This window comes from Pseudomonas sp. ANT_H4 (assembly GCF_008369295.1).
GTDB lineage: Bacteria > Pseudomonadota > Gammaproteobacteria > Pseudomonadales > Pseudomonadaceae > Aquipseudomonas.
The window spans coordinates 83,912-102,418 of the sequence record NZ_VOBG01000012.1; the positions used below are offsets into that span (position 1 = coordinate 83,912).

Genomic DNA, 18,507 nt, shown 5'->3' on the forward strand with positions numbered 1-18,507 from the left:
TTAACTGTATCGGCGGCTCGGGTTTTTTCTTTATTCATACGCCCAATTGAATCGCTGCCAGCGACGTCGCTCTTTGACATGCTGCTCCACCTGCTGCAAAGTGCGCGCCCTCTAATAAAACTCCCTTTTTGCTTCCCTTCCGGCAGCCGTTCTCGACGGTAGCCAGGGCGGATGTGTGCCGTTTGTTGCTGTTTTTTATGTTTTCTGTCTTGAGGTAACCATGATAAATGCAGTCATTGCCGCGGTCGGCACCATGCTGGTGCTCAGCCTGTCCCGTGTGCATGTGGTCATCGCGATCATTGTCGGCGCCCTGGTGGGCGGCTTGACCGGTGGGCTGGGTATCGATGCGACGCTGAAGGCGTTCAACAGCGGCCTGGGCGGCGGCGCCACGGTGGCGTTGTCCTACGCCTTGCTCGGTGCTTTCGCGGTGGCGATTGCCAAGTCTGGCCTGGCCCACGCCTTGGCGGACAAGGCCCTGCTGCTGGTGGATCGCCAGGAAGCCAACGGTGGCAACCACGTCAAATGGGTACTGATCGGCCTGCTCTGGGCGGTGGCCATCGCCTCGCAGAACATCCTGCCGATTCATATCGCCTTTATCCCGCTGCTGGTGCCGCCGCTTCTATATGTGCTGACCAAGCTGCAACTGGACCGCCGCCTGATTGCCTGCGTCATGACCTTCGGTCTGATCACCCCCTATATGTTCCTGCCCGTGGGTTTCGGCAATATCTTCCTCAACCAGATCCTGCTGGCCAACGTTGCCAAGAGCGGGGTGGACATCAGTCAGGTCAACGTCACCCACGCCATGAGTATTCCGGCACTGGGCATGGTGTTCGGGCTGCTGGTGGCGGTGTTTATCAGCTACCGCAAGAAACGCGTGTACGACCTGGAGAAAATCGAGCGGGTCGAGCAGGTCGTCGTGCAATACAACCCGTTGACTCTATTGGTGGCCGGCCTGGCGATTGCCTCTGCGTTCATTATCCAGTTGTGGCTGGATTCGATGATCATCGGCGCCCTGGCCGGGTTCCTGATCTTCTCGGTGTCGGGCATCGTGCGCTGGCGTGACACTGACGATCTGTTCACCGAAGGCATGAAGATGATGGCGATGATCGGCTTCATCATGATCGCCGCGTCGGGTTTTGCCGAAGTGCTCAAGGCCACCGGCGAAGTGCAGACCCTGGTGCAAGCGTCCGCCGCCTTCATCGGCAATAGTCGTGGTGTGGGCGCCTTACTGATGTTGCTGGTCGGGCTGCTGGTGACCATGGGCATCGGCTCGTCGTTCTCCACGGTGCCGATCCTTGCTGCGATTTTCGTGCCGCTGTGTGTGCAGCTGGGGTTCAGCCCGCTGGCGATCGTTTGCATCGTCGGTACGGCCGGCGCCCTGGGCGATGCCGGTTCGCCAGCCTCAGACTCGACACTGGGCCCGACCTCGGGCTTGAACATCGACGGCCAGCATCACCATATCTGGGACACCGTGGTGCCGACGTTCCTGCACTACAACCTGCCGTTGCTGGCGTTTGGCTGGTTTGCCGCGATGACCTTGTGACGTTGAATTGTCTTGTGGCGATCCGACAAGCCCGCTCGCCACAACAAGCTCGCGCCTACAGTTTTATCCCCTCAGGCCGTTAACCCTCTTACGTCGCCCCTATACGAGAGAGAAAAGCCATGCGCCTTAGCCTGAAGGCCAAAGTACTGTCCCTCGCAGTACTGCCCGTTCTGTTGTTTGCCGTGGTCATCAGCCTGACCACGGTGTGGATTCTCCAGGAGCAAGCCCGTAACGAGGTCGAAGAAACCCGTCAGAACTTACTCAATGACGCCAAGGTCACCCTGCAGAGTTATGTCGAGGTGGCAATGACTACCATCAAACCGCTCTACGATGCCGCCGCCCCAGGCGACACGGCCGCGCGGGCGCAGGTGGTCAAGCTGCTGTCGAACACCCGCTACGGCAAGGATGGCTACTTCTTTGGCTACGACTCCGAAACCATTCGCCTGTTCAAGGGCAACAGCCCTGAGGGCGTTGGCAAAAGCTTCAAGGACAACCGGGACCCCAACGGCGTCTACGTCAATCGTGACCTGGTAAAAGTGGGCAAGGATGGCACGCATTACCTGCAATACAGTTCGACGCAGCCTGGGCAAACGGCCTTGGTGCCCAAACTCGGCTACACCGAATACTTGCCCAAGTGGGACATGGTCATCGGTACCGCGGTCAATCTGGATGGCATCGAGGCTCAGGTCGCCGAGGTCGAGGTCAAGGTTCATGAGCGCATGGAAGGCGTACTGATGAGCATCATCGGCATCGCCGTGGTGGTGCTGTTGGTGATCGCTGCTGTCGGCATGCTGGTGGCCAATACCATCCTGCGGCCGCTACACCTGATGAAAGTCAACCTTGACGACATCGCCGCCGGCGAAGGTGACTTGACCCGTCGCCTGGAAATCACCAGCCAGGATGAGCTTGGAGAGTTGGCGGGTTCGTTCAACTGTTTTGTCGACAAGATCCACGGTCTGGTGCGCCAGATCACCGAAATGACCTCGCAACTCACTGGCCTTGTCAGCCAGGTCTCCGATCAGGCTCATCGCTCGGAACAGGCGATGGAGCGTCAACGTCACGAGACTGACCAAGTGGCGACGGCTATCAATGAAATGTCCTCGGCGGCCCATGAAGTGGCCCGCAGTGCCCAGGGTGCGGCAGTGGCGGCGCAACAGACCGACGCCGAAGGCCAGGCTGCCAAGCGTGTGGTGGACGGCAGCATTGCGCAGATCCATGCGCTGGTGAATGACATCCGCAGCAGCGGCGTGTCCCTGGACAGCCTGCAGCATGACGTTTCGTCGATTGTCAGCGTGCTCGGGGTGATTCGCTCGATTGCCGATCAGACCAATCTGCTGGCCCTCAACGCCGCCATCGAAGCGGCCCGCGCGGGTGAAGCCGGTCGTGGTTTTGCGGTGGTGGCCGATGAGGTGCGGGCCTTGGCCAGCCGCACCCAGCAAAGCACCCAGGAAATCCAGGGCATGATCGACCGCCTGCAAAAGGGCACCGAGGCGGCCGTGGAAGCCATGCGCCGCTCCAGCGATGCTGGCGATGGCACCTCGGCCCAGGCCAACGAAGCCGGTGCGTCTCTGGACGCCATGGCCCAGTTGATCGGCACCATTAACTCAATGAACGCGCAGATCGCCAGCGCCGCCGAAGAGCAGACTGCCGTAGCCGAAGAGATCAACCGCAGCGTGCATCAGATTGCCGTGGCGGTGGACAGCGTGGCGGATGAGACTCAGCTGGGCGCGCAGACGTCCCGTAGCCTTGCTGATCTGGGGCAGCGGCTGGGCAAGTTGGTGGGGCAGTTCAGAATCTGATTCAGGCGATGAGGCGCCTATACGGGCCTCATCGCGGGCAAGCCTGCGATGAGGCCGGAACAGGTACCCTCAATTTCCCTTAAACATCACGCATCAAAAGCCCAAACCGCAGATCCATCTCCATGGGTATCGGCACATACACGGTATGCCCATCCCCCGGTGCTACCTCGATTGCCTCGCCTTTACCGTTCTGCATCATCCCTAGATCAAAATGAAAATTTCCCGCCGGCGTCATCAACTCCAGATGATTGCCCACGGCAAAGCGATTCTTCACCTTGACCTCGGCCAACTCCCCACGCCGCTCACCTGTCAACTCACCGACAAACTGCTGGCGCTCCGACACTGAGCTGCCGTTCTGATAGTTCTGATACTCGTCATGCACATGTCGACGCAGGAAGCCTTCGGTGTAGCCGCGCTGGGCTAGGGACTCCAGATTGGTCATCAGGCCACGGTCAAACTCCCGTCCGGCGACCGCGTCATCAATGGCCTGGCGGTAGACCTGGGTGGTGCGTGCGCAATAGAAATGTGATTTGGTCCGGCCTTCGATCTTCAGCGAATGCACGCCCATCCGGGTCAGGCGCTCGACGTGCTGCACCGCCCGCAAATCCTTGGCGTTCATGATGTAGGTGCCGTGCTCGTCTTCGAACACTGGCATCTGTTCGTCCGGGCGATTGGCTTCCTGGAGCAGGAATACCTGGTCGGTGGGGGCGCCAAAGCCCAGGGTCGGCTCGGGTTGATATTCCTGGACGATATCGCCGGCGGCGTTTTCCACCGCAGGCGTCGCCTGGTACTTCCAGCGGCAGGCATTGGTGCAAGTGCCCTGGTTGGCGTCACGCTTGTTCATGTAACCCGACAGCAGGCAGCGTCCGGAGTAGGCCATGCACAGCGCACCATGGACAAAGATTTCCAGCTCCATGGCTGGCACCTGCTGGCGGATTTCAGCGATCTCTTCCAGGGACAGTTCCCTGGACAGGATGATCCGGCAGATCCCTTGCTGCTGCCAGAACTCGACGCTCGCCCAGTTCACCGTATTGGCCTGCACCGACAGGTGAATCGGCATCTGCGGGAAGTGTCGGCGCACCAGCATGATCAAGCCCGGATCGGACATGATCAACGCGTCCGGCCCCATGGCGATCACAGGCGCCATGTCCTTGAGGAAGGTTTTTAGCTTGGCGTTGTGGGGCGCGATGTTGACCACCACGTAGAAACGCTTGCCCTGGGCATGGGCCTCCTCGATGCCGAGGGCCAGGTTGGCATGGTCGAACTCGTTATTGCGCACCCGCAGACTGTAGCGCGGTTGCCCGGCGTACACCGCATCGGCGCCGTAGGCGAAGGCGTAGCGCATGTTTTTCAGGGTGCCGGCGGGAGCTAGCAATTCGGGGGCGAGGGCAGGGAACATGAGGACTTCGATCGCAAAAGGGTGGCAGGGTAATCGAACCCGGCCTGGGCTTTATTGATCTGCGTCTATTCTGTAGGGACAAAGATGGCACTCGCAGGATTTGCGGCGGACTAAGCAACAGGGCGCGCTGGGCGCTCTGTGTTTTTCTGGCATGGATTGGACATGAACCAAACGAATTTGCAATTCAAAACCCTGCTGTTGCTGCTGGCCCTGGTGACCAGTGCGTTTCTCTGGATACTGCTGCCGTTCTACGGCGCAGTGTTCTGGGCGATTATTCTGGGGATCGTCTTTGCGCCCCTGCAGCAGCGCCTGCAGCTGCGGTTTGGCTGGAATAGAAACCTGACGTCACTCTCTACCCTGCTGGTCTGCCTGGTAATCGCGATTTTGCCGGTGATCATCACCAGTGCCTTGCTGGTGCAGGAAGGCGCGACGCTGTACAAAAATATTGAAAGCGGCAAACTGGACATTGCCGGCTATATCGAGCAATTCAAGACCCTTCTGCCGCCGTATTTCCAGCACCTTCTGGATCGCTTCGGCATGGGCAACCTGGAAGGGCTGCGGGAAAAAATCGTCAAGGGCGCCATGCAAGGCAGCCAGTTCTTCGCCAGCCAGGCGTTCAGCTTTGGCCAGGGCACCTTTGATTTCCTTGTCAGTTTTTTCATCATGCTGTACTTGCTGTTTTTCCTGCTGCGCGACGGCCCTGAACTGGTACGCAAGGTGCGCACGGCGGTGCCGCTGGCCGAACCACAGAAGCGTCGCTTGCAACTGAAGTTCAACCGGGTGGTGCGCGCTACCGTCAAGGGCAACCTACTGGTGGCCGTGACCCAGGGCGCGCTGGGCGGTTTGATCTTCTGGTTTCTGGATATTCCCAGTGCATTGCTGTGGGCGGTATTGATGGCGTTTCTGTCACTGCTACCGGCAGTGGGCGCGGGGATTGTCTGGGCCCCGGTGGCGGCATACTTCCTGCTCAGCGGTTCGATCTGGCAAGGGGTGGTGCTGGCGCTGTTCGGCATTTTTGTGATCGGCCTGGTGGACAACGTGCTGCGGCCGATCCTGGTAGGCAAGGACACCAAGATGCCCGATTACCTGATTCTGATCTCGACCTTGGGCGGCCTGTCGATCTTCGGTCTCAATGGGTTTGTCATCGGGCCGTTGATCGCTGCGTTGTTCATGTCGAGCTGGGCGCTGTTCGTCGAAACCAAGCCACGGGTACGATTGCCTTAGGCTTGGAAACAGTGAGCCATCTTGCGTGACAGGGCCTGGGCGTCGGGCAATGAGGTGAGCGGGCCGCTGATGGCCTCGCCGTCCCGTACCAGGTACCAGCAGGCGAGTAAACCCAGATCCCTGAGTGGGGCGGGAACGGCGCTGCCGATGACGGACATGATTTTAATAGTGGGCATATCTACCTCCATTTCTCTATGGCGTTCACCTTACGGTTCATACGCCTTGGGGAGAAATCACCCTGCTCGATAGTCGACATCACTGTCATCGAGACAAGCGCGGCATGCTGCGATCAGTCAACCACCTGATCGAGCATGCTCACCACTTCCTGTTCGCTGAGCAGGCCCTTGCGGACCAGGTTTTCCGTTAGCAGCGAGAGGAACTTGGCGCTGCGATGGCCTTCCAGGTGCTTGAGTTCGGTCAAGGCGCTATAGACCTTGCTGGAAGTGCAGAGGCCGGCAGTGCGGTGCGGGTTCTGTGTGGGCATGCTGGGGCGTCCTTGTTGTTATGAGTTGTCAGGGGTGGACAGTTTTGATAGTGAAAGCGTGACATGACGAAAACATGACAGCACGAACCCGGTTTGGGCAAGTGCACATTGACTCAATGATGTCGGATTTAACCGCAGCCATTGTCCTCACAACGACCTCGGCAAGATTTATTCAGGCCGTATGAGCCATAAAAAAGGCCCCGCAGCTGCTGCGAGGCCTGTTCAGGTGTCTCAGTCAAACAAGTTACCAGCCGCGGCCATAATAGCCGTGGGGCGGGCCGTAGTAGCCGCGAGGTGGGCCGTAATAACCTCGTGGTGGCCCGTAGTAGACCGGGGCAGGGCGGTAATAAACCGGCTGTTGCACGTAGACCGGTTGTGGCTGGTAGTAGACCGGCGGTGGAGCCGCGTATACCGGCTGCGGCTGGACATACACCGGTTGCTCTACATAGACCGGCCGGGATTGGTTGGCGATCACCGAACCCACTACGGCTGCACCGACGACGGCGCCGATTACGGCCGGGCCACCCCAGCCACCACCGTGGGCAGAGGCTTGGCCTGCCACAGCAAGTGCACCGATCAGCAACGCGATCTTGGGGATTTTACGAATCATGGTCATTCCTCGGTTGGTCCCTGCGCTTGTGGTCTGCAATCAATAGACTCAAGGATTGTCGCGGGGATACTTTTAAGACAGCGTATTTCTGAAAAACAGCACAGCCGGTAGGTAAAGGTTGTGTAAGGTCTGTACCGATTTGCTTACTCAAGGAGTTACTCATGCTGATGAACCCCAACAAGGACACCCAACTGTGCATGTCACTGTCGGGGCGCCCCGGGAATTTTGGCCTGCGCTTTCACAACCACCTGTATGAACAATTGGGTCTGAATTTTTACTACAAGGCCTTCAGTAGTCAGGATTTGCCCGGCGCCGTGGCCGGTATCCGCGCTCTGGGCATTCGCGGTTGCGGTGTGTCCATGCCGTTCAAGGAAGCCTGCATTGCCCTGGTGGACGAGTTGGACGATTCGGCCAGGGCTATCGCTTCGATCAATACCATCGTCAACACCGCCGGGCACCTCAAGGCCTACAACACCGACTACATCGCCATTGAACAATTGCTGAAAAAACATGCGGTGCCCAAGGATTCGACCTTCGCCCTGCACGGGAGCGGCGGTATGGCCAAGGCCGTGGCCAGCGCATTGCGCGATGGCGGCTACACCAAGGGCGTGATTGTTGCGCGCAACGAAGCCGCCGGCAGGGCATTGGCGCAAAGCCTGGGGTATGAGTGGCAGGCGCAATTGGGCGACCTGCGCCCGCAGATGCTGATCAATGTGACGCCCATCGGCATGACCGGCGGCCCGCAAGCCGAGCAGTTGGCCTTTGACGCCGATGCCATCGATGCTGCTGACACTGTGTTCGATGTAGTGGCGATTCCTGCGGAAACCCCGTTGATTCAGCGCGGTCGTGCCCAGGGCAAGCGGGTGATTACTGGTCTGGAAGTGATCGCGATCCAGGCGCTGGAGCAGTTTGTGCTGTACACCGGCGTGCGGCCGACGGATGAGCAGTTTCAGGCTGCGGTGGCGTTTGCTAGGGGGTAATGTGGCAAGCAGTTAAGGGTGAACACTGTACCTGTGACCACTACACCTGTGGCGAGCGGGCAAGCCCGCTCGCCACAGAGGGTTTTATTCCAGGCGGGTAAGGCGCTCTTCCAGCGCTGCAATTCGCGCTTCCAGTTCTTCAATGCGCTCCAGGGAAACACCGCCGCCAGCACCACGTTCCTGCGGATTGCCGCGGGCGGCAAGGATCACCTCGATATCCGCCGGGTCCCCCAGGGAATGCATATAGCGATCTTCGCGCTGCCCCGCCTGACGAGGCACCAGCAATGCCAGGTCGCGAGCGATCAGGCGTTCCAACTGATGCACCACTTGCTCAGCATCTTCAAAGTCGTGCATGCGCCCGCTGCGGGTCAGCAGTTCGTTGACCGTCTGCGGGCCGCGCAGGAACAGCAGGCCGGTGAGAATCACCTGGGCTGGCACCAGCTCCAGGGCCTTGTCCACACGGTGCTCCCAGCGGTCGGCACGGCTGCCCATCACCAGCTTGGTAAAGCCGCGACCTTCCAGGGCACGCAGGCTCTGGCCGACCTGGCCCTGGCTGAGGTTCATTACCGGTTCCCGGCTGGTTTTCTGGTTGCAGGCGATCACCAGGGCGTTAAGCGTCAGCGGGTAGGTTTCAGGGTTGGTGGCCTGTTTTTCGATCAGGCAACCCAAAACGCGGATTTCCGTGCTGTTGAGGCGTGGCTCTGAGGAGGTGGTGTCGTGCTCGCTGGTCATCGCGCTTTCCCTATGCTGTGAGCCCACTAGCCTAATCTCGAAAAAATAAAAGACAAGCGGCACTGGCAGCCTGCATGGCTATAATCGTGCCTGATCCGAACCCTGCCACAACTGTCGAGACTGTCATGACTATTTCCCTGTACGCCGCTTCCCTCCCGGTCTTCAAGCAAATGCTCAACGCCCTGAGCGATGTGCTGAACAAGGCCCAAGCCCACGCCACCGCCAAGAACATCGACCCGAACGCCTTGCTGCAAGCGCGCCTGTCCCCGGACATGTTCCCGCTGGTGCGTCAGGTGCAGATTGCTGTCGACTTCGCCAAGGGTGTTTCCGCGCGCCTGGCTGAGATCGAAGTGCCGAAATATGAAGACACCGAAGTCACCTTCGCCGACCTGCAAGCACTGATCGCCAAGGTCCTGGCCTTTATTGACACCATCACCCCAGCCCAAGTCGACGGTAAGGAAGGCATCGAAATCGTCACCCGTCCAGGCACACCTAAAGAGAAGCGCTTCAGCGGCCAGGCCTACCTGCTGACCTACGGCCTGCCGCAATTCTTCTTCCACGTCACCACCGCCTACGCCTTGCTGCGTCATAACGGAGTGGAAGTGGGCAAGCGCGATTACATGGGCGCGTTCTAAACCCAGCGACATAAAAAAGCCCGGGCCAGCTCGCAGTGAGTTGGCCCGGGCTTTTTTTGTAGCTGACGGTTTATGCCGCAGTTTTTGCATCCTGACCCAGACATGCAGCGGCAGTGAACAGCACGTCGGTAGATGAGTTCAGTGCGGTTTCCGCCGAGTCCTGCAGCACGCCAATGATGAAGCCCACGGCGACCACTTGCATGGCGATTTCACTGGGAATACCGAACAGGCTGCACGCCAGGGGGATTAGCAGCAGCGAGCCACCGGCAACTCCCGACGCACCACAGGCACAGACCGCTGCCACTACGCTGAGCAGTATGGCGGTTGGCAAGTCGACGGCAATGCCCAAGGTATGCACGGCGGCAAGGGTCAATACGGTAATGGTGATGGCGGCGCCGGCCATGTTGATGGTTGCCCCCAGCGGGATCGACACTGAATAGGTGTCCTCATGCAGTCCCATGCGCTTGCTCAACGCCAGGTTGACCGGAATATTGGCTGCTGAGCTGCGGGTGAAAAACGCCGTGATGCCACTTTCCCGCAGGCACATCAGCACCAGCGGGTAAGGGTTGCGGCGCAGTTTCCAGAAGACGATGGCCGGGTTGACCACCAACGCTACAAACAGCATGCAACCGATCAGCACCAGCAGCAGGTGTGCGTAGCCCAGCAGCGCGCCGAAACCGGAGGTGGCCAGTGTCGAGGCCACCAGGCCGAAGATCCCAAGCGGCGCAAAGCGAATCACCATGCGTACGATCAACGTGACCCCGTTGGACAGGTCATTCAGCACGGTGCGCGTGGTTTCGCCGGCATGGCGGATAGCGACGCCCATGCCGATGGCCCAGGCCAGGATACCGATGAAGTTGGCGTTCATCAGCGCGCTGACCGGGTTGTCCACCACGCTGAGTAACAGGCTTTGCAGCACTTCGCCGATGCCGCCGGGGGCACTCACGGCCACATCGTGGGTCACGAGCACCAGGGGGGAAGGGAATAGCATACTGGCAATCACCGCAACGGCGGCAGCGGCAAAGGTGCCCAGCAGGTACAGGAACAGGATCGGCCGAATATGGGTTTCCTGGCCGTGCTTGTGGTTGGCGATTGAGGCCATGACCAGTACAAATACCAGGATCGGCGCGACTGCCTTGAGGGCCGAGACAAACACCTTGCCGATAAACCCCGTGGATTGGGCGACACCGGGCAAAAGTAGAGCCAGCAGAATACCGGCCACTAGGCCGATGATAATTTGCGTGACCAGGCTGACGCGCATGAGTCGACGAAAGAGGGGCGGGACAGCAGTCATAAGGGCGTCTCTAGTTTTTTTAGTGTGTGCGGCGGTGCGTGCAACCAAGGCAGCAGAAGCCGGGCAGGCTGCCAGAGAGTAAAACGCTGGAAAGTTTTGATGAGGGCACACGGTAGCCGAATGCGCCTGGTGCAATCGACGAAGTCTAACATGCTGTAGGACGTGTCCCGCCCAGCGTGCGGCATTAGGTCGCTCAGAGATCAGACCATTCAACCTTACCGGTCCCCAAGATCGACACACTCTGCTAACATTCAATATCCTTTTTATTCCATACCTGTCAGCGGGCCCTCGGGCTGTCGTTGGCGTCGCTGTTTCTGGAGTTATTCATGTTGTTGCCCATCCTGCTGCTCTCGGCAGCCGGTTTTACCGTGCTGACCACGGAGTTCGTCATCGTCGGCCTGCTGCCTTCCATCGCCCGCGACCTGGATGTCAGTGTGTCCCAGGCCGGTTTGCTGGTGACCCTGTTTGCCTTCACCGTAGCGGCCTTCGGCCCGTTCCTTACCGCCTATTTCGCCCGCTTTGAGCGCAAGCGCCTGTTTATCACGATCCTGATCATGTTCAGCCTGGCCAATACCCTGGCGGCCCTGGCGCCCAATATCTGGGTCATGTCCGTGGCGCGGCTAATTCCGGCGCTTGGGCTACCCGTGTTCTGGGCCCTGGCCAGTGAAACCGCCGTGGACATCGTCGGGCCGGAGTACGCGGGCCGGGCCATTGCCAAGATCGGCTTCGGCATCGTCTGTGCCACGGTGTTCGGCATTCCGGTGGGCACATTGATCTCCGATATGTTCGGCTGGCGCACAGCCTTCGGCATTCTCGCCGTGGTGGCGCTTGCCAAGGCCTTGTTGCTGTTTATCTACCTGCCTGCCACCACGGTGAAGAAAGAAGCGGTGACCTTGCGTTCGCAGTTCAAAATCCTGCGCAGCCCTTTGATGCAAGGCCACGTTCTGCTGTCGATTCTGGTCTTTAGCGGCATGTTCACCGTTTATACCTACCTGGCGGACATTTTGGAGCGCTTGGCCGGCTTCGACGGCACACTGGTGGGCTGGTGCCTGATGGGCTTTGGCGCCGTTGGCCTGATCGGCAACTCATTGGGCGGACGCATGGTCGACCGCCATCCGCTGATGGCTTCGATGGTGTTCTGCGGTTTTATGATCACCGGTATGGTGGCGCTGGTGCCGGCTATCCATTCCACCCTGGGCCTGGCGGCGGCGATGGGCATCTGGGGCGTGACCCAGGCGGCGCTGTTCCTGGTCAGCCATGTACGACTGATGAAAGTGGCGCCTCATGCTCCGGCGTTTGCCGCTTCGCTGAACATCGCCGGTGCCAACCTGGGCATTGGCCTGGGGGCGATGGTCGGTGGGCGGGTGATCGATACCCTCGGGCTGGGTAGCCTTGGCTTTGCCGCCGCCGGTTTTATCCTGCTGTCGATCCTCCTGGCGTTTTGGCTGATGACCGCCAAGGCCCGCGAAGTCTGCGTCTAGCCGGGCAGTGAGGTAAACAGTTCTCGCCGGGCACCTTCGGTAATCGCCACGATGCCGGGGTGCTTGATCTTGCGCTCCACCGAGATAGCGTAGAACGATTCAGTCACCGCGTCGGTCTGGCCGATCAGGGCCACGCTGTACTGGTGCTTGACCTCATCGGCGATGACGCTGGGGGCGATGAAAATGCCGCTGCCGGATTGGCCGAAGGCCTGCATCAGGGCGCTGTCGTCAAACTCACCGACAATCCGTGGCTGGATCTGCTGCTCGGCAAACCAGCGTAACAAACGACTACGTACCACCGTTTCCACCCCCGGAATCAGCAGCGGAGCGCCCTGCAGGCACTGTGGAAACTCGCCGCCATGCCGGTCAGCCAATGCCTGGGTGGCAAAGAAACTGATGCCGCATTCCCCCAGTTTTTGGCTGTAGCCCTTGATATCCAGGTGCGAGGGCATCGGGCTGTCGGAGATCACCAGGTCCAGCCGCTGGATCGCCAGGTCCGCCAGTAAGCGTTCGAGTTTGTCTTCGCGGCAGGTAATGCGGATCGGCTCGCTCAATTCCATGATGGGCGCGATCAGCCGGTAGACGATCGACTTGGGCACCACATCAGCGACGCCGACACGAAACAGAATCTGCTGCTCATTGGGCTGGGCCCGCAGCATGGCTTCCAATTCATTACCCATCTGGAACATTTGTTCGGCATAAGGCAGCGCCTGCCGTCCGGCCTCAGTCAACTCCAACTTGCGCCCCACCCTCTGAAACAGCGCCACGCCGAAAGTCTGCTCCAGCAGGCTGATTTGCCCACTGATAGTCTGCGGCGTGAGGTTCAATTGCTCACAGGCGCGCACGATACTGCCGGTCTTGGCGACCACCCAGAAGTAGTGCAATTGTCGGTAATTGAGCATGGGCCGCCTTAAGGGAGAGTGTTACTTCGTGTAAATCGAAGTATAAGCGGAAAAAATACGAATTTTCCTGAACTGTTTGCTTCCTTAGAATGCCTCGCTATCGCGGGCTCAATGCTTGGGTCCAACGGTTCTAACGAGGAACGCATCATGAAACTCAATTCTCTGGGCGCGGCGTCGTTGCTTGCGCTTTCATTGGTGATGATCAGTGGTTGTGATCAGGCCGAGAAAAGTGCGCAGCAACTGCTGGGCAAAGCGAGCGAGTCGGCCAAGCAAGTCATCGACGATACTCATCAGGCGGCCGAGCAGGCGTTGAGCGAGGCGACCCAAGGGTTGATCAGCCCCAAAGAGAAAAACGCCGAAGAGCAATCCGACAGCGAGACGCGTGAAGCTTCCTCGCAGGAAACCTAACCCCAGCACACCGAGTCAGGACTGACCTATGGACTACCTTGTACAACTGGCCGCGAGCCCTACCGCCTGGGTGGCCCTGGCGACCTTGATCGTCATGGAAATCGTGTTGGGGATCGACAACCTGATCTTCATCTCGATTCTCACCAACAAATTGCCCGTACAACACCGGGCCAAGGCACGGCGCATCGGTATCAGCATGGCGCTGATTTTGCGTCTGGGCCTGTTGAGCACCATCGCGTTTATCGTGCAACTGACTGAGCCAGTCATTGAAATCCTGGGGAATGCGTTCTCCTGGAAAGACATGATCCTGATCGCCGGTGGCCTGTTCCTGCTGTGGAAGGCGACTACCGAAATCCACCACAGCATGGACCCAGAGCCGGAAAAGGTTGGAAGTAATTCGCCGAGCGTGTCCCTGGGCTTTGCCTCGGCCATCGGCCAGATCCTGCTGCTGGACCTGGTGTTTTCCATCGACAGCATCGTCACCGCCGTGGGCATGACCGAGCACTTGCCGATCATGATCATTGCCGTGGTGGTCTCGGTAATCGTAATGCTGGTGGCGGCCGAACCTTTGGCCAAGTTCATCAACGACAACCCGACGGTGGTGATGCTGGCCCTGGGCTTCCTCATCATGATCGGCATGACCCTGATTGCCGAAGGCTTCGGCGCTCATGTTCCAAAAGGCTACGTCTACGCGGCCATGGCGTTCTCGGCGGTGATCGAGTGCCTGAATATTGCACGGCGTACCCGGCATAGACGGCTTGCTGAAAAACACTAAGGGCTGAAACAACAAAGGCCGGCCGCGCTCTGATCAGCGCGGCTGGCCTTTTTGCTGTCTGACACCAAGAACACAGGTTTGCCGGACGGCTCTGTTAGAATCCGTCACCTTGATGTCCGGAGGTAAACCATGAACGAGCCGATTCGCCTGACCCAGTACAGCCATGGTGCGGGTTGTGGTTGCAAAATTTCCCCTCAGGTACTGGAAGTGATTCTTGCCGGCAGCGGCGCGCAGAACCTTGATCCCAAGCTCTGGGTAGGCAACGCCTCCCGCGACGACGCGGCGGTTTACGCCATCGACGACGAACGTGGCGTGGTCTCCACCACTGATTTCTTTATGCCGATTGTCGATGATCCCTTCGACTTCGGCCGCATCGCCGCCACCAACGCTATCAGCGATATCTACGCCATGGGCGGCGACCCGTTGATGGCCATCGCCATTCTCGGCTGGCCGGTCAACGTGCTGGCCCCGGAGATTGCCCGTGAGGTGATTCGCGGTGGCCGCTCGGTGTGTGACGCTGCAGGCATTCCCCTGGCCGGAGGTCACTCCATAGACTCCCCGGAGCCGATATTCGGTCTCGCCGTTACCGGGCTAGTGGAAAAACGCCATATGAAGCGCAACGACACCGCCACCGCCGGCTGCCAGTTGTACCTGACCAAGCCCTTGGGCATCGGCATCCTCACCACGGCGGAAAAAAAGGGCAAACTGCGGGAAAACGACATCTGCCTGGCGCGGGATTGGATGTGCACCCTCAATAAACCTGGCAGCCGTTTTGGCAAGTTGTCCGGCGTCACAGCAATGACTGATGTCACCGGTTTCGGCCTGTTGGGCCACCTGGTGGAAATGGCCGACGGCAGCGGTGTGACCGCGCGCATCGAGTACGAAAAAGTCCCACGCCTGCCAGGGGTCGAGTACTACCTGGAGCAGGGCTGCGTGCCCGGCGGTACCTTGCGCAACTTCGACAGCTACGCCAGCAAACTGGGGCGCATGACTGAATTGCACAAGCGTGTGTTGTGCGACCCGCAAACCAGCGGCGGCCTGTTGGTAGCGGTTACGCCCGAGGGCGATGCCGAGTTCCTGGCAGTGGCGGCTGAGTTGGGGTTGAACCTGGAGCCGATTGGTCAACTGGTTGAGCGACAGACCAACGCGGTAGAGGTGTTTTGATGCCCATCGACATCACCGATTACTGCGACATCTTTCTCAACGACCGGCCAATGATGGATACCCGTGCGCCGGTGGAGTTCGTCAAGGGCGCGTTCCCTGGGGTAATCAACCTGCCGCTGATGAACGACGATGAACGTCAGCGCGTGGGCACTTGTTACAAACAGCAGGGCCAGCAGGCGGCGATTGTGCTCGGGCATGAGTTGGTGTCCGGGACGATCAAGGTCGAACGTATCGAGCAGTGGGCGCAGTTCGCACGCGCCAACCCTGACGGTTATCTGTACTGCTTTCGCGGCGGACTGCGCTCGCAGATCGTCCAGCAATGGTTGAAAAGCGAGGCGGGAGTCGATTATCCCCGGATCGGGGGTGGCTACAAGGCTATGCGCACGTTCCTGCTCGACACCGTCGAGCAGGCCACCGCCCAGTGTGATTTCGTGTTGCTGGGTGGCATGACTGGCACCGGCAAAACCGAAGTGCTCGGTCAATTGAACAATGCCCTGGACCTTGAGGGCCACGCCAATCACCGTGGTTCCAGCTTTGGCAAGCGCGCCACAACGCAGCCCTCCAACATCGATTTTGAGAATCGCCTGGCGGTCGACCTGCTGAAAAAACGTGCGCTTGGCATCGAACAGTTCGTGGTAGAGGACGAAAGCCGCATGATCGGCAGTTGTGCCCTGCCATTGCCATTGCATAAAGGTATGCAGGCCTTTCCCTTGGTGTGGCTGGAAGACAGCGTTGAAGGCCGGGTCGAACGAATCCTGCGCGATTATGTGATCGACTTGTGTGCTGAATTTATCGAGGTATTTGGCGAAACGGGTTACCGGCTATTCGCCGAGCGTCTAACCCAAAGCTTGGGTAACATCCATAAACGCTTGGGCGGCGAGCGATTTCAACGATTGCAGGCGATCATGCAGGACGCCCTGGCGGAACAGGCGCGCAGCGGTGCCATAGACCTGCATCGGGGCTGGATCGAAGGCTTGTTGCGAGAGTATTACGACCCGATGTACGCCTTCCAACGTGAAAGCAAAGGCGTACGAATCGAGTTCTCCGGGGAACAGGTGGCCGTATTGGAGTATTTGCGCGAGCGGGCTGCTCGGTCAGTTTAGAGAATGAAGGCCCCGACCAAGCCACACAGCACGCCCATGAGCATGGTCAGCCCTGCCACCGTCACCAGCACCCGCGCATCGAAATCCTTGCGCAGCATCAACAGCGACGGCAGGCTCACGCTCGGCAGGGTCATCAGCAATGCCACTGCAGGGCCGGTGCCCATCCCAAGGGTCATCATGGTCTGGACGATAGGGATTTCCGCCGCTGTGGGGATTACGAACAGCGTGCCGACAATCGCCAGTGGCACCAGCCACCACAGGCTGTCAGCCATCGTCCCGTCGACGTGGGGAAACAGCCAGACCCGCGCCGCGCCCAGCAGCAATACCGCCAGGATATAGACCGGAATGGTGCTCCAGAACAGCTGCCACAAGGTGCGCAGCCAGCGGGTCAGGAACGGTTGGCTGTCGGTGGTGCTGACTTCGGCCACGGCGTCCAGCGCCGCTTCGGGTACCTGATCAGGACGGGCGATACGCTGCGCCACCAGGGACACTCCGACCACCAGCACAATCCCCGCCACCAGTCGCAAGGCAGTAAACCCCCAACCCAAAACGAAGCCCATGAACACCAGGGTCGCCGGGTTAAGCACCGGGTTGGCAATCCAGAACGCCAGTGCGGCGCCCACTGACACTTGTTGTCGACGCATGCCTGCGGCTACCGGTGCGGCGCAGCAACTGCACATCATCCCCGGCAAGGCGAACAGCCCACCGCGCAGGGTTGAACCCAGCCCGGCACGGCCGAACAGGCGCAACAGCCAGTCCCGGGGGATCAGCACTTGCAGCAATGAGCCGAGAATCACGGCCAGGACAGCAGCTTTCCAGATGGCCAGGAAATACACCTTGGCATAGGCCAGCGCTGCCGCCAGTGGTGTACTTTGCTCGTCGTTGAGAATCGAGGCGCCGATGCTGTGGTTATCCGCAGCCACAAACGCCTTGAAGTAGTAGGGCGACCACTTTACGTAGTAGAGGCCGACACAGGCCACCAGCAGAAAAAGCGCAGGCTTCCACCAGAAGGACCAGCCCCGGGCGAGGCTGGTAGAGGTGAGGTTGGACATGTTGGGATTCCGCAGATGAGTCGATAGCGGCGCATCATACTCCGTGTGGCTCTTGTGGCGAGCAAGCAAGCCCGCTCGCCACAGATTCAGTGCATTCAGGTATCGGCGCTGACCTGCGTCGCATCCGGGCAAGTTTCCAGGCCATTATCCAGGCCCTGCTTGTAGTTGCGACTGAGCAAGGTGGCCTTGCCGTTGTGCCAAGTCAGGGTCAGCACATACAGGGTATCGAAATCGCTGCCGGACCAGTCATCGGTGATGGTGTGCTTTTCACCGACCGCTTCGCTCGCCACCTTGTTGATCAACTCCGGCAGATAGCCGTGGGACCAGGCAGTGTAGATGATCGAGTTGTGGTACTTGTCTTCCACCAGTTCATCGGCCAGGGCGCTGGTGTCGTTGGCCGAGAACTTGATGTTCACTGGCAGGCCGAGCTTGATGGCGCTGGGGCTGATGGTCATCAGCGGGCGAATGTAGCTGTAGGAGTTGTCTAGTTCGCCTTCCTCGACATTGCGCGTCGGGTTGGCGGCGAACACAAAGTTGGCCTTGCCGAATTTTTCCGGTAGCACGGTGGCTAGGTTCATGGCGCGGTTGAGGCCCTGGCAATTGAGCTGGCCCAGGCCGCCGGCGGGTTTTTCGCCGTGGCGCAGGAACACCAGGGTCTGCACGCCGTCCACTTGCTGGGCACGGCTTTCCCGGGCTTCCAGGGTCAGCACCAGCGCTCCGCCTACCAGTAGCAGCGGCAACATGGTGTATGAATATCGTTTAAGGCGTTTGGCAAGGCACAGAGGCTTGATCTTCATTATGGTTCGAGTCTTCAGTGCGTCGGATTAAGGCGTACAAGCCAGGCCCCAACGACGCATCCAGCGTCGTGCGGTGTTTCGTGTCGGTGTGGGCGCGCGCCTCCCTTCAGTCGGTTGAGCGCACT

General features: G+C 59.5%; 19 protein-coding genes and 1 pseudogene. 11 read left to right on the top strand and 9 right to left on the bottom strand.

The annotated features are described in order from the left end of the window. The first annotated feature begins 223 nt into the window (after nt 1–223). The 3 genes and pseudogenes from FQ182_RS16965 to FQ182_RS31005 all read left to right on the top strand — a co-directional run bounded on the left by FQ182_RS16965 (nt 224) and on the right by FQ182_RS31005 (nt 3,342). Nucleotides 224–1,543, top strand: a complete 1,320-nt coding sequence (locus FQ182_RS16965; protein WP_178114475.1) for a Na+/H+ antiporter family protein — start codon at nt 224–226, stop codon at nt 1,541–1,543. 119 nt (nt 1,544–1,662) lie between these two features. Beyond that, a pseudogene (locus tag FQ182_RS31000) lies at nt 1,663–2,484 on the top strand (cache domain-containing protein); the annotation flags it as partial. A gap of 102 nt (nt 2,485–2,586) precedes the next feature. Further along, a complete protein-coding gene (locus FQ182_RS31005; protein WP_371923892.1) occupies nt 2,587–3,342 on the top strand; it encodes a methyl-accepting chemotaxis protein in 756 nt (251 codons plus the stop codon). A gap of 79 nt (nt 3,343–3,421) precedes the next feature. Here FQ182_RS31005 and yegQ read toward each other — a convergent pair whose 3' ends face one another. Further along, on the bottom strand, nt 3,422–4,741 hold the full coding sequence (yegQ, locus tag FQ182_RS16975) for a tRNA 5-hydroxyuridine modification protein YegQ (RefSeq protein WP_149413122.1): 1,320 nt from the start codon (nt 4,739–4,741) through the stop codon (nt 3,422–3,424). A 162-nt stretch (nt 4,742–4,903) separates the two neighbouring features. Between yegQ and FQ182_RS16980 the strand changes: the two genes are divergently transcribed. Beyond that, a complete protein-coding gene (locus FQ182_RS16980; protein ID WP_149413121.1) occupies nt 4,904–5,965 on the top strand; it encodes an AI-2E family transporter in 1,062 nt (353 codons plus the stop codon). Here the strand turns inward: FQ182_RS16980 and FQ182_RS16985 are convergent. The 3 genes from FQ182_RS16985 to FQ182_RS16995 form a co-directional block, all read right to left on the bottom strand. Beyond that, nucleotides 5,962–6,141 (bottom strand): hypothetical protein, encoded by a 180-nt coding sequence (locus FQ182_RS16985; protein ID WP_149413120.1) that lies wholly within the window; start codon nt 6,139–6,141, stop codon nt 5,962–5,964. The two genes, FQ182_RS16980 and FQ182_RS16985, sit on opposite strands and share 4 nt — an antisense overlap. Before the next feature lie 113 nt (nt 6,142–6,254). After that, entirely contained in the window at nt 6,255–6,449 is a 195-nt protein-coding gene (locus tag FQ182_RS16990) for a hypothetical protein (RefSeq protein WP_133100434.1), read from the bottom strand. Nucleotides 6,450–6,693: 244 nt separating this feature from the next. Continuing rightward, entirely contained in the window at nt 6,694–7,065 is a 372-nt protein-coding gene (locus FQ182_RS16995) for a hypothetical protein (protein ID WP_178114473.1), read from the bottom strand. Nucleotides 7,066–7,220: 155 nt separating this feature from the next. On the opposite strand from FQ182_RS16995, the gene FQ182_RS17000 reads away from it, so the two are divergent. After that, nucleotides 7,221–8,039: a shikimate 5-dehydrogenase gene (locus FQ182_RS17000; protein WP_149413118.1), complete on the top strand. Its 819-nt coding sequence runs from the start codon at nt 7,221–7,223 to the stop codon at nt 8,037–8,039. Between the two features lie 84 nt (nt 8,040–8,123). On the opposite strand, the gene FQ182_RS17005 is transcribed toward FQ182_RS17000, so the two are convergent. Then, on the bottom strand, nt 8,124–8,771 hold the full coding sequence (locus FQ182_RS17005; protein ID WP_149413117.1) for a YceH family protein: 648 nt from the start codon (nt 8,769–8,771) through the stop codon (nt 8,124–8,126). 125 nt (nt 8,772–8,896) lie between these two features. Here FQ182_RS17005 and FQ182_RS17010 point away from each other — a divergent pair, with 125 nt between their 5' ends. Further along, nucleotides 8,897–9,406 (top strand): DUF1993 family protein, encoded by a 510-nt coding sequence (locus FQ182_RS17010; protein WP_149413116.1) that lies wholly within the window; start codon nt 8,897–8,899, stop codon nt 9,404–9,406. A gap of 70 nt (nt 9,407–9,476) precedes the next feature. On the opposite strand, the gene sstT is transcribed toward FQ182_RS17010, so the two are convergent. Further along, nucleotides 9,477–10,700 carry a serine/threonine transporter SstT gene (gene sstT / locus FQ182_RS17015; protein WP_149413115.1) on the bottom strand — a complete coding sequence of 408 codons (1,224 nt, stop codon included), beginning with the start codon at nt 10,698–10,700 and terminating at the stop codon, nt 9,477–9,479. A gap of 326 nt (nt 10,701–11,026) precedes the next feature. Here sstT and FQ182_RS17020 point away from each other — a divergent pair, with 326 nt between their 5' ends. Continuing rightward, entirely contained in the window at nt 11,027–12,181 is a 1,155-nt protein-coding gene (locus tag FQ182_RS17020) for an MFS transporter (RefSeq protein ID WP_149413114.1), read from the top strand. Here FQ182_RS17020 and nhaR read toward each other — a convergent pair. Beyond that, on the bottom strand, nt 12,178–13,083 hold the full coding sequence (gene nhaR, locus FQ182_RS17025; protein ID WP_149413113.1) for a transcriptional activator NhaR: 906 nt from the start codon (nt 13,081–13,083) through the stop codon (nt 12,178–12,180). The two genes, FQ182_RS17020 and nhaR, sit on opposite strands and share 4 nt — an antisense overlap. Before the next feature lie 147 nt (nt 13,084–13,230). Here nhaR and FQ182_RS17030 point away from each other — a divergent pair, with 147 nt between their 5' ends. The 4 genes from FQ182_RS17030 to mnmH all read left to right on the top strand — a co-directional run bounded on the left by FQ182_RS17030 (nt 13,231) and on the right by mnmH (nt 16,533). Then, nucleotides 13,231–13,491: a hypothetical protein gene (locus tag FQ182_RS17030; RefSeq protein WP_149413112.1), complete on the top strand. Its 261-nt coding sequence runs from the start codon at nt 13,231–13,233 to the stop codon at nt 13,489–13,491. A gap of 28 nt (nt 13,492–13,519) precedes the next feature. Beyond that, nucleotides 13,520–14,266, top strand: coding sequence for a TerC family protein (locus FQ182_RS17035; protein ID WP_149413111.1), 747 nt, complete (start codon nt 13,520–13,522; stop codon nt 14,264–14,266). A gap of 129 nt (nt 14,267–14,395) precedes the next feature. Next, complete coding sequence (gene selD / locus FQ182_RS17040; protein WP_149413110.1) at nt 14,396–15,430, top strand: selenide, water dikinase SelD; 1,035 nt, start codon at nt 14,396–14,398, stop codon at nt 15,428–15,430. Then, nucleotides 15,430–16,533, top strand: coding sequence for a tRNA 2-selenouridine(34) synthase MnmH (gene mnmH / locus FQ182_RS17045; protein WP_149413109.1), 1,104 nt, complete (start codon nt 15,430–15,432; stop codon nt 16,531–16,533). Before selD ends, mnmH begins: the two co-directional genes overlap by 1 nt. Here the strand turns inward: mnmH and FQ182_RS17050 are convergent. Further along, entirely contained in the window at nt 16,530–17,585 is a 1,056-nt protein-coding gene (locus FQ182_RS17050; protein ID WP_149413108.1) for a permease, read from the bottom strand. The two genes, mnmH and FQ182_RS17050, sit on opposite strands and share 4 nt — an antisense overlap. Nucleotides 17,586–17,680: 95 nt before the next feature. Then, on the bottom strand, nt 17,681–18,382 hold the full coding sequence (locus FQ182_RS17055) for a histidine phosphatase family protein (protein WP_149413107.1): 702 nt from the start codon (nt 18,380–18,382) through the stop codon (nt 17,681–17,683). Nucleotides 18,383–18,507 lie beyond the last annotated feature (125 nt).